This is a genomic window from Paenibacillus sp. SAFN-117, from assembly GCF_051966115.1.
GTDB classification, from domain to species: Bacteria; Bacillota; Bacilli; order Paenibacillales; family NBRC-103111; genus Paenibacillus_L; species Paenibacillus_L residui.
The window spans coordinates 1-12123 of sequence record NZ_JBQCLK010000032.1 but is presented as its reverse complement, the minus strand read 5'-3'; the positions used below and the strand labels follow the sequence as shown (position 1 = coordinate 12123).

The window sequence follows — 12123 nt, the reverse complement described above, 5'->3', positions numbered from 1 at the left end:
AATGGAATTTGGATGGCCCTTACCTAAACGTATTAGTTATCTTGAGGAGTTAAGAAAAGTTGATGATCCCAAAAAGCCTAAATATCCGCTTGTATTTCAAGGGGAACGACAGTTTTATTCTATACACAAAGTTCCTATTGATCTTCCTAAATATAGATTGGCTAATGGAAGAACACAAGCTTCACAAGAGAGCTTTCTATCCAAAAACAGTACCTTATACCCACCTGATTTCTTTGAACGAGATGAAGAAAGCGTTGAAGCTCAACGAATACAACATGATTTATTGAAGGAATTGCTGGGGACAAATGAAAAAAACATTATTAAGTTTTTTAGAGAAAAAGATCAAATTGAACCACTTATATTAACTCATACAGGCTTTGTTGTTAATGGGAACCGACGCCTTTGTACATTTAGAGAACTTTTGAAAGAAGATGAAAACAAGTATCAGAGGTTCCAACATATTGAAGTCATTATATTAGATAATTGTGAAGAGAAGGATATTGATGAATTAGAGGCTCGGTTACAAATAGATACTGATATTAGAGCTGATTACAATTGGATATCTGAGGCATGTATGTTAAGAAACAGACATACTAAACATGGTTATACAATAGATAGACTTGCGTCGATCTACGGAAAGTCTAATTCCCAAATAGAGGATATTCTTGATACGCTTCATCACGTTGACATGTATTTGGAGAGCCAGGGGAAAGCCAAGCAATATGAGGTTGTTAATAAACAGGAGTTTGCCTTTAGACAGCTTAAAAAATCTAGAAATAAAATAAAGGATCCTGATAAAAAGACAGTATTTACTTCCATAGCCTACACTTTGTTGTCCAATCCGACTGAGTCGGGAAGATTGTGGGGAGCAATACCTGCGGTTGAAGATAGTCTTGATAGAATCATAACTGTTTTACAGGATGAACTTGATATTGTTGGAAATATTGAAACCGATGATGATATAAACTTACTTGATGATGAACAGAGTGAATTAGAATCTTTAATTATTGCACTTAGTGATAAGGATAACAGCGAACGTGTTATTGAAGTTGTTGATGACGTGATCAGAGAACAAAAGGAAACTGAAAGAGAGATCAAGAATAAGAAATTTGTTTTGTCACAAATAAATAAAGCTAATACAGCCTTGAAAAATGCCATAGTAGGGTTTGGTAATGAAACAGATACCACAGGAATCTTGCCACAATTGAGTGAACTAGAATTGTCGTTGGGGAAATTGAGGGAGTTGTTGCTTAATCATGCTGGTCATTGATTATATTGAGGACTCACATAGAGCTTATTTATATATGACAGAAGATTCTTTGGCATGGGGGGAAATTAGACGAGTTTGCCAGGAAAAGGGGGATATTCATTTATTCAGCAATCAAAGCCTTTCAATTCCTTGGTGGCTTTTCTTAACAGTTAGAAAATCGATTCGATTAGTTGCTGTGAAGTATCAACTACGTTTAGAGTTTTCGCCAAGGGTTAAAGAACTCTTGGTTGAGGCAAACAAGAAACGCTCAAAATTTAAAGAAATAAATTCAATAAAGCCTGTTCCAGAGGAAGAAATAATACGAAAGCTAAATGAATCTGGGTTTAGGAGAACGTTGACTGAGCATCAATTAAGAAATGTGGCGAAGTTGGCATCACTATCAGCTGCTGCAACATTTTCAGTACCGGGTGCTGGAAAAACTACAGAGGCTCTAGCATACTACTATTTAAAAAAGGAGTCTGATTCAGTACTCTTTATAGTTGCACCCAAAAATGCATTTGCTGCATGGGATGAGCAACTAAGTGCATGTAAGCCCGATGCTCCGCCAATTGTCAGACTTACGGGTGGTGAAAGGGCTATTGAAGCAACCCTAAGAAACTCTCCTGACAAAATGATTATAACATACCAGCAACTGCCCCGAGTTATCAATTTAGTGTCTTCATATTTGTCAGCAAAATCAGTAATCATGTTTCTAGATGAGAGTCATCGAATTAAAAGTGGTGAAGAGATTGTAACAGGAAAGGCAATTTTATCCTTATCCCATTTGCCTACAGAAAAGTTAATAATGTCGGGAACACCTATGCCTAATTCACCATATGATTTAGTTGCCCAGTTTAATTTCCTTTATCCAGAAATTGAAGTAGATGAAGAAAGTGTTATGGAAACAGTACGATCAATATATGTTAGAACAACCAAAGCCGAATTAGGCCTAAAGGAGCCAAAATATAAAGTAGTTTCTATTCCCATGAGCGTGTCACAAAGAAGACTATACGACTTGCTACGTTCAGAAGAAGCAAGACAAGTTGAGAGTCTTAGAGCCAATCAAAGAAATATGCTTCGATCCATGGGAAGAAGCGTTATTCGGATGCTTCAATTAACTTCTAACCCTTCATTAGTTTTGAAAAATATAAAAGGCTACGATGATATCATCTCAGAAATCATTACAGAAGAAAAAAGTCCTAAGGTTGAGTATGTTTGTAATAGAGTTCGTCAGTTAGCAAAGGAAGGAAAAAAGAGTATAGTATGGTCTACTTTTGTTGAGAACATCGAACTTTTAAAGTTAAGATTAGAAGATTTAGGTGCAGATTATATTCATGGTGGTGTGGATGCAGGGAGTGAAGACGATGATTTTACTCGTGAGGGAAAGATTAAAAGATTTCACGATGATCCCAATGCAATGGTATTGATTGCAAATCCTGCCGCCGCAAGCGAGGGTATCAGTCTTCATATGGTATGTCACAATGCTATTTACTTAGATAGAAACTATAACGCTGCACAATTTCTTCAATCAGTAGACCGAATACACAGATTGGGGTTACCAAAGGATGTGGACACAGAGGTAGAGATACTTGTATGTCCGGATAGCGTTGATGAATCAGTTGAGAGAAGGTTGAAAATCAAGATTGATAGAATGTCTGAGGTTTTGAGCGATGATTCTATTCGGGTCGAGCCTGAATATGTAAATGCAGAAAGTTTTGAAGAATCTTTGTCAATCGAAGATATTAATGACTTTGTTAGACATTTGAAGGAGAATTAGAATGTCCGTTTCCGTCGGGATACTTTACTCTTCTCAAAGACTGATTAAACTTATCTGTGATAACCTAATGACAACTAATGAGATTCTAGAACAGTTTACTAAAATATATGTGGCTAGAACACCTTATGTACTTGATTTGTGTAGGTCCTGCAAATGGGTTGAAATTAGTCCATCAGGTTTTTTACAGGTCACTAATAGAGGACTTGAGATTCTTGAAGCTCAATCTATAACTGAAAAACTTAGAATTCAATTAAAACATTATGTTTATACAATAAAACCAACGTGGTCAAAGGTGCTTCATTATGGTCGTAAGGAAGCATTACATCACTTTCCGCAAGAGATTATTCAATGTTTTGAAGAAGCAGAATTACTTGGAGACTATAGTTCAGATAATTCAATTATTTTATGGTGGGATATCTTAGGAGCGTTCTCTAGAAGTGGAGTTGAAGAAAAGAAGAACTCTGTAGGTAGAAGAGGAGAACTTCTTTCATTAAAATATGAAGAGAAGAGACTAGGAGCTCCTCCCACATGGAAATCATTTGAAAGTAATTTTGTGGGATTTGATATCCTCTCAAAAGTGAGCAAGGACGATGATTCGAATTTGAGCATAGAGGTTAAAGGTACAGTAAGTACTACGGATAGCATATCGTTTTTTATCACAAATAACGAATGGAATGTCGCCTCATTAACAAAAAATTATCTTTTCCATATATGGTCTCTAGCTTCTGCTACGGTTCTGTATATTTTGACCCCAGAAATAATTGAACAAAGTATTCCAAGTAATAAAGGGAACGGTAAGTGGGAGTCAGTTAAGATTGAATATAAAAAAAGTGACTTAGAGCCGTATAGAGTAAAGGAGGGCATATAGCCCTCCTTACTAATTATCAAAATCAATTATATCAAAAAGAGAATCCTCTTTTATTAGCTCATTTAAGTATGTCTTCTTTTCATACTTAATGGCAGGGATAGCACTGTATTCCCGTTGTTCGAGTCTTATATTACTAACTAAAGGCGGTACATCCTTATCAAATAGTTGGAGTAGGTCTTCTCTAGAATTCAATGTATTTAGGATTGTATCAGCATTAATCTCTCTATTGAAGTCTTTTGTGTTTCCATTAGTGTATAGATAAAGAGTGTTGTTATGGTATTGTGCCAGATAGTCTTGTAATTGAGTTATTGTAATAATTTGATTAGTGGTCAACAAACCGTATTTTGTAAATGGTGCTTTGCCAGTAAGGTTATTAATATGAGACAAAAGGGTTTCGTAGTTTATCGCTTCTTCATTAATCACCATCAAGTAATCAACTCTGCCAATTTTTTGATCTCCTAGTGGTTCTGGTGTTAAGTTATGAGCCAGAGCAATATTTAGAAGAACTGGGCGAGTAAACTTATTCTTGTTATATGGTTCCTTAGAAATTAATGACCGTAGCTTTTTAATTAGTGCCTTTTGATATTTTAATACTCGCAACTTATAAATGGCGGAACTCATTATTTTTTTTAGTTCAGCTTGAGTAGAATAATATGCTTCTATAGTCGGCCATTTTTCAGCGATTAGTGGAATCGTTACTTGTTCAAACACCTTTTTGTAGTCAGGATTTGTGTCAAAGCCGATATATCGCCTCCCCATTTTTTGAGCTGTAGCAAGCAAAACTCCTGTGCCTGCATATGGATCTAATATAACATCGTTAGTATCTGACGATAATAATAATATTCGTGCCATCATATCTGGTGGGAAAGGACAAGCATGTCTAAACTCTTCTTCACCAAATTCTTTCTTATTGCCCCAGCTACCTTGGGTTGGTATCGGAAACCTCCAAATATTTTCAGGAACCTTTCCTTCTGGATTATATCTTTCGGGGTAATCTATCCACCATTCCATAAGTTCATCTACAACTTTTATCCGGTCGATATAATATTTATACGAGTTGCTTTTGGTGAACATTAAAATGTACTCAAATACGTTACGCATCTGTCCTTTTCGAGACCACGGCAACGTTTTACCTTTATCCCATATTATCGTATCCTGGTGAATCCAGCCTATGGACTCTAATTCATTGGATATATCATCGGGTAGCCGTACCATTCTTCCATTTCGCTTCATAGTATCCACAATTACAAAGAGTGACGAAGTATCTTTTGATATATCATAGACTCCTTGAAAGGTCTTTCTAATATCAGTAAGGTACTCTTTGTAAGATTGTTTGTATCCTGTTTGAGACTCAATATCCCCATACTTTTTCATATTCCAGTAAGGTGGGGAAGTTACAGTAAGATCAACAAAAGGTTGCTTTCTTGAAAAGATACTACTAATATGAATAGAACTTGTATTTAAATATATATTTAATTTATTTTGATTAATTTTTATATTATCTGCATTCATTGATCTGCTTCCTTCCATCTAGAAACTACAAGCTCTATTATACCAACAATTTCAATTAGGATCTATAGTAATTTAATGAGATCACTGCTTCCTTCCTAACAATAGTATTCAATTAAAGAAGAATTAAAATTATAAGAAGGCTGTTATTCTAAATGTAGAAATTCTTACTCTATGGTTCGTAACAAAGTAGGTATGTGTAGACAATTAATAACAGCGTTGACACTAATAATCGCTTGGTTATAATTAGGGAATAGAACAAAGTGGAAATGGGAAAAATGAGGAGAACAGGTTATGATACAACAATTTTCGCCAAATGGCAATCTAACACCTGGAATTCACATCTATAAAATGGATGAGTTTGAGCAACAATTTGTACATGATTTTACAACTTCAACACGACGTTTAGCAATTTATAATAATTTCAGACAGTGGCTTGATCAATTAATAAAAGTCCTCCCACCACGTTATGTATGGTTAGATGGAAGTTATCTTACTAAAAAAATTGATCCTAATGATATTGATCTTGTATTGTTCTACTACCCTGAGGATATTCAAAATCAGCAACAAGCTGAGACAATTAAGGACTTAATTAATCGTGTGTCTAGAGGTTATGATTGTGATGCCTACCTTTGTTACTCTTTTGAGCATTGGAGTCCACAACAATTGATGGCATTTCAACAGAGGAGTCATACAATAATGCAGACCTATTGGATGGGGCAATTCGGTTTCGATAGATACCGTGAACCCAAAGGAATGGTGCAGATAGACCAACAGGAACTATTATTAATAAAGACAGGAGGTGTAACATCATGAACGCCTTCGATGAATTAACAAATCGTATAAAAGAGACAGAGGAGATAATTGAATTATGTAAAGCGAACCATAAAGCAATTGGTCTTCCGGATTACATCTCAGAACTTGAGATTAGTTCATTAGAGCAAAGACTTATGGACTTAAGGCAACAAGTTAATGAAGAGTTCCAGGTCCAATCAGAAGAACTAGAAGTAAAATTAGAGACTGGCGATCTTCCCTCTGGCCAAATATCAGTCAGAACTTTAGCTGGTATTTTAGGAGGACTGCAAGCATTGACTGACAGTGTTGCTAATACTCTTTTCAATCAGCCTAGTAATCGAGGACCTATTCCACAAGAGATACTTGAGCGAAACTCATGGATTCTTAAGACGGTAAGGGCAGGGTCATTTATTGCTGTTATTGATATGAAACATGAAAATCAACTGTCTTTAGACGAAGTTCCTCAACGCCAGGTGCTTTCTGAACTCTATAGTCTATTTAACGCTTCAGATGAAGAAGAGATGTTACTAGAAGTACTCTCATCATTAGGAACTAGAACATTAAAGTACTATATGGATTGGACAAAGGGGATACGTGACTTGAATGTTCCTGTCGAAATTAATTGGGTTACTAAACAAGCTAATAACGAGGGTATAAAAGTATCTTTTGATCCTCATCGAGCCGGTCAAATATATACAGTACTAAATGAACGGCTAACTTCAAATGAAGAAGAAATTTACCTTGAGGGTAGACTAACGGGAATTAACGTAAGAACCAGTTCATTTGAGCTATGTACTTCTGATGGCAATAAAACTGTAGGAAGAATTACCAAGGATAAAGTATCGAAAGTAGCAGGATATGTTGACAAGAGATGTCGTGCTGAATTGTTGAAGGTAACAACGAGAAGTTCCGCTGGAAAAGAGAAAGTTTCCTGGACGTTAAATGATATTGATGACGTTGAATAGTATGGAATATACGAAGGAGAGGCCACGAATTGCCCCTCCTTTCGTTATTCAGTTTACCCTATCAATAGATACGGTGAACCGTATCATAAGTGACGGCGAAAAATAGGGTGTCTAGAGACTTGAGGAGTTATGGAATTTGATACAATAGAGTTTATGTTTATCCCTCTAGAGATGGGCTCTAGAGGGATTTATTTGACCAAATACGACAATGTTTTCCAAATTCGTGATATGATTGTGATAATAATGGGCTAGATATGGATATGGACCGTTTGTGAACTTCGCAAATAAGACGTTATAAGAAATTGCGTGAAGGCTAATATATAAAGGGATGAGATACAATGACAAAAATATTAAACACTGAAATGGATATATTCGCGAGAAAGTATTTAGTTCTCGGAAATGAACATTTAGCAAATGTGAAAAATTATCATAGTGATTATAACAAGGTTGTAACTGATTGTGTCGAGAAATTGCTTTATCATGGAGCTATGTCAATTCAAATATATGGAGAGAATATTCCATTAACAATATTGATTAGAATGTTTGGTGTAAACGGAGTTGAAGCCTTATTAGAACAAAAAGCTTTAGAGTTCATTTTTTCGGATCCATTTATTACTTATCTAGTGGATGATATTCCTGGAGTGATGCCTTTACAAACTGGAGGGAAGTTTACTTCAGCGGCACATAGTGATCCGGAAGAATCAGCCACCCTAGGGCTAAATTGGCTTTCAGAATTATTGCCAAGAAGAGTGAGAGGACAATTAGTGCGTAAGGTAGTGAAGAGCTATAAGTCTGTTCCACGTAACATTGCTGAACATGGTGTAGAAATTGGTTATCAAGGCTATGAATCCAACTTATTTGCCAATTTGGGTTTGCCTAAACAAAAACCTCTCAAAGATCTTAATCTCAACGAACGAAAACTACTATGTAATCTTGCCACAGAAAGTCAAAGAATAGCTTTACTTTCTCATCTCTCATATCATACCTATGATCAATTTACAATCACAAAACTAATTCAAAATTCTGCTGATAGATTGAGTGCAGCAAAAGTAATTGAAAAAAATACGGATAAAATTTTTACGATTGAAACATTGCCTTCATTTAAAGAAATGATAAGTAACGGAATAATCAACATATACGATGTACCACAAATATGCTCTTCAAAGAATGCTGAGAAGTTTCGAAGTTGGATACTGAAAGCTGAATCAAATGCTGGCTCAGAGGAAATAACCAAAGAATATATCGATGCAGTTGCTAATTCAAAAGGATTCTTTGAAACTAATAAAGGGAAAATAACAAAGTCCATAGTAGTTACTTCTGTAGCGGGGATTATTGGTTCTAGTGTCGCTGGAATACCCGGAGCAGTGGCAGGCGTTTCTGTAGGGGGAGTCGCACAACCACTAGTTGATCACGGATTAAGTCTTTTAGATTCATTTATATTAGATGGTTTGCTAAAGGGATGGAGCCCCAGAAATTATACTAATGAAATTCGTCAGATAGTTGACGCATGATAGAGTTTGTTAGCAAGTACGAAGAAGCGCCAACAACTTATAACACCATGTTCACGAATCGGGCATTTGCCCTCGGTTCGGCAGAAGTTAGAAGTTGCCTCAGAGAGACATTTCAGCAGCAGGAAAGCAGAATCAGCCGGACACACCCGCACCACCTAACCGCATCACGGTCTTCACACTGACAATAAGCTCTCATGTGACCTATTCACACCAGCTGCATGTGCGCTCTGCTGGAGCTGGTGTATCGAGCGATTAGATTAATCGGGGGAACAGTGCCATAGGTGATGGCGAAAAAAGATGGGTGCAAAGTTCTGTTCGCCATACATTCGCCCTGTTCATAACAAGCTAACTTAATGATAATTGAGCCTATAGATACTACTTATTTGTTAAGCTGTTTCGTAATTTAAACGGAAGGGGGAGTAGTGTGAGAAAGAATGTATATAATCTTGAATTTGAATCTTATGTAACCGAGCTTAATATTCATGGTTATAGGTTTTACAGGGTTGAGAATTATACTGATAAGGTCGTTCAGTTGCATCACTTGATTCGATCATTTTCAGAAGTTTCGACCCAACCTAATAGTGGATCTCATCAAATAACCGGATTCGTTAATATTCCAGAAAATGAGGATGTACCTGTATTTGATTGGGGATTTAAAGGTACAGCCCTTGACGATATTCTATTGCTCTTATCTATGTTTACATTGAGAGATGTATTTGTAGTTGAGGAGACTCTAACAGGGGGTGATGTGGCAATCACTGCTGACCCAAGACAATATCAATGGGGAGGCATATTAAGATGTTCATTACCATATGTTGAGAGCGCAGAAAATGTTTCTAAGCACAGACCGTTTAAATATAGTTGCGGATTTGAACAAGGTATTTGCAACATATATTCGCTTATTCGAACTGAAGAATGGAGACGCAAGTATAATAACGGATACTTTCTTTTATTACTGAAAAATGCTATGAAGAGGCAGATTTTAGAGTCCAGTTTTATTCAATGCTGGACTATTTGGGAACACTTATTCTCTGTACTCAATAGAAGCTGGTTATCAAAAGAGCAGATTATAAAAATAAGTTCTGATGAGATAATTGCGTTTATACTGACGGAATATGCGCTGAAGACAGAAATAAATGAAGCAGATCGAAAGAAGATAAGAGCGTTATCTCAAATCAGAAACCGTTTAGTCCACTATGGACGGTTTCCCGAAAAAGACTCAGTTACGTTAGATGCTCAACTATTTATTAGACTGACTGAATTTGTAATTTCAAAAATACTTCAATTAACACCTTCGAATGTGCTTAATACATTAGAAAGGCTTGAGGAGTATTTCAATACTGGAACAAGCACTTAATAAAAGTCCTACGGACGCATGACCAATCCGCACCAACTGATGCACTTGCTCTGCTGGATCAGGTGAACCAGGCAGTTAGATTAATCGGGGGAACATTGCCATAAGTGATGGTGGGAAATTTATCGTGGATTAGGGGGAGAGTAATGATTTTTGACAGTGATGAGTTTGTTAACGATATAGATGGTTATAAACGCGAGTTTATGAAGTTCATTGAACAAGAGAAAAAGAATCTTGGTTTTCTACAAAGCAAGTTAGAACAGATGGGTCTTGTAAATTCTCTAAGCAACCTAACTACTGCGGATTATTTCGAATTCGAAGGAGATGAAACAGTATCGAAGACCGATATTATTCACAGCCTTCACAGCGGTCTGATGATCACGACTTGCGGTAGATTTGAATACCATCTTATTTTGCTGTGTACGGTGGTTCAAAGAGCTTTAGGAATAGGAATTGGTCATAAAGAAGTGCATGGTAGCGGAATTAGGAATGTCGCAACTTATCTTGATGCACTATTTAAATTAAAAATTAGAAAGAGCGCTGAGTATAAAAAGGTAATTGATTGGTTAGAAGTTAGGAATTTACTGACACACCATTATGGGACTGCTGAAACGAATGAACAGTTTGAAAAGATATTTAATGTGGACATGAGCTTTGACCATGATTCGAACTTGATTTTTGTGAGCATGCATGATTGTCATAGGCTCCTCAAGGACTTTGAAACATTTTCGTTGTTTCTTTTTAATCGACTAGAGTCAGTTGTTGATGAATCCGAAGAACTTTAGTGCAAATAAGGTAAAGGATATGGTGTAATGGAGAAAAACAAATCATCAAAAGGACTATGGAAGGCATGTTATCAGATGGAGATATCGGCTGCGTTAACTCTAAATGAAGTTCTTAAAGTATTCGAAGAGCCGATAGAAAAATTGTATGAATGTGGTATAGAGGTTGTAACGTTAAAGAACAGCGCCCAAGAAGGCAGTAATAGTACAAAAATTGGAGGTATGTTTCTTAAAAGGTGTCTAACTGATTTAAGGGCAATTTGGAGCTTATTACAGATAGGTTATACATCGCAAGCAGGATGCGTTGCTGCAGCGGCGTTTGAAAATGCTTTAATAGTTGAAGCAATATCGAACAATGACGAGAGGGCAAGACTTATCATGAATAATAAATCAGGTGATTCCCCTTGGTCGGTTGTTAATTTATGCAAATTTCATGCTGATCAGGTCAAAGAAGAATCCAGGCTTCTTGAAAAAGAGTTTTCTGAACAGGAATATGAGATTGCTTGGGTGCAATTGTATGGCGCATATAAATGGTTGTGTAAAATTAAACATCCAACAATGCCATCTGCAATACATGATACTGGAGCATCAACGCATCATGAAGGGGAATATGTCATAATGGCCGTACCCGATATTAGAGAGGAAGATACTCCAAATAAATATGTAATACTAACAATTGTGATAAATAGAATAAGATCAGCAATTCGTAATTTTGCTTTTGGTGTTCAGATTGATTTTGAAGATGATGGAGTAAAATCTTGGTTGCAGAGATTTAATTCAATCATTACAGACACCCTTATAGCAAACAATAAAATACATATGGAATTGCCTTTTGTTGTGACAGATGAGAAGTTGAGGAATAGATTCGAAAATTATTTGCGAAAATAGGAGAACGTCCATCACAGACGTTCTCCCTTTTCGTCACGCAAGTTGATCCTCCAATGCCTCCCTTGCTTCCATTTGCGCATAAGCTTCACCCAAGCCTATGGATTTGTAATACTCTCGGGTCACATCGTCCATGCGCTGGATCACGGCATCATGTTGCTCCACTGGGACAAACTGTAGAATCGCCGCTGTGATAGCCTGTTAACGCCCTGCTTCTCTGAGCTTGATTTCCTCCAGCCCGTAATGCGTGTAGCCGCCAGCGCTACCATTGGTGAGCTTGTGCTTCATCTCCATAGCCTTGATAGCCATAACAGGGCTAATCACCTCCATCTTGCTCAACGTATTAAAGCCTGTTTCTGCTAAAGCATAATGCCTAAAAGCTGACGGTGTTGCCTGTCCGGGGATTGACGAATATAATGTCCATATCT

General features: G+C 36.8%; 11 protein-coding genes. 9 read left to right on the top strand and 2 right to left on the bottom strand.

All coding sequences use genetic code 11. The features are described from left to right. Position 1: 1 nt before the first annotated feature. Genes ACTHRH_RS19165 through ACTHRH_RS19155 form a run of 3 tightly spaced genes read left to right on the top strand, consistent with a single transcriptional unit; the run spans position 2 to position 3894 of the window. Entirely contained in the window at positions 2–1270 is a 1269-nt protein-coding gene (locus tag ACTHRH_RS19165; protein ID WP_440417096.1) for a hypothetical protein, read from the top strand. Then, positions 1257–3026, top strand: coding sequence for a DEAD/DEAH box helicase (locus tag ACTHRH_RS19160; RefSeq protein ID WP_440417094.1), 1770 nt, complete (start codon positions 1257–1259; stop codon positions 3024–3026). The genes ACTHRH_RS19165 and ACTHRH_RS19160 overlap by 14 nt, the downstream gene beginning before the upstream one ends. 1 nt (position 3027) lies before the next feature. Then, positions 3028–3894 carry a protein NO VEIN domain-containing protein gene (locus ACTHRH_RS19155; protein WP_440417092.1) on the top strand — a complete coding sequence of 289 codons (867 nt, stop codon included), beginning with the start codon at positions 3028–3030 and terminating at the stop codon, positions 3892–3894. Between the two features lie 9 nt (positions 3895–3903). Here ACTHRH_RS19155 and ACTHRH_RS19150 read toward each other — a convergent pair whose 3' ends face one another. Then, complete coding sequence (locus ACTHRH_RS19150; protein WP_440417090.1) at positions 3904–5406, bottom strand: DNA-methyltransferase; 1503 nt, start codon at positions 5404–5406, stop codon at positions 3904–3906. Between the two features lie 291 nt (positions 5407–5697). On the opposite strand from ACTHRH_RS19150, the gene ACTHRH_RS19145 reads away from it, so the two are divergent. From ACTHRH_RS19145 to ACTHRH_RS19120, 6 genes are all read left to right on the top strand, one after another. Continuing rightward, positions 5698–6219: a DUF6932 family protein gene (locus ACTHRH_RS19145; RefSeq protein WP_440417088.1), complete on the top strand. Its 522-nt coding sequence runs from the start codon at positions 5698–5700 to the stop codon at positions 6217–6219. After that, positions 6216–7163 (top strand): hypothetical protein, encoded by a 948-nt coding sequence (locus ACTHRH_RS19140; RefSeq protein ID WP_440417086.1) that lies wholly within the window; start codon positions 6216–6218, stop codon positions 7161–7163. The genes ACTHRH_RS19145 and ACTHRH_RS19140 overlap by 4 nt, the downstream gene beginning before the upstream one ends. 338 nt (positions 7164–7501) lie before the next feature. Next, positions 7502–8674: a hypothetical protein gene (locus ACTHRH_RS19135; protein ID WP_440417084.1), complete on the top strand. Its 1173-nt coding sequence runs from the start codon at positions 7502–7504 to the stop codon at positions 8672–8674. Between the two features lie 424 nt (positions 8675–9098). Then, a complete protein-coding gene (locus ACTHRH_RS19130; protein ID WP_440417082.1) occupies positions 9099–10031 on the top strand; it encodes a hypothetical protein in 933 nt (310 codons plus the stop codon). 143 nt (positions 10032–10174) lie between these two features. Further along, positions 10175–10813, top strand: coding sequence for a hypothetical protein (locus ACTHRH_RS19125; RefSeq protein ID WP_440417080.1), 639 nt, complete (start codon positions 10175–10177; stop codon positions 10811–10813). A gap of 27 nt (positions 10814–10840) precedes the next feature. Next, a complete protein-coding gene (locus ACTHRH_RS19120) occupies positions 10841–11698 on the top strand; it encodes a hypothetical protein (protein ID WP_440417079.1) in 858 nt (285 codons plus the stop codon). A 198-nt stretch (positions 11699–11896) separates the two neighbouring features. Here the strand turns inward: ACTHRH_RS19120 and ACTHRH_RS19115 are convergent. Then, positions 11897–12123: hypothetical protein (locus ACTHRH_RS19115; RefSeq protein WP_440417077.1), on the bottom strand; the 227-nt coding region annotated here is incomplete at its 5' end.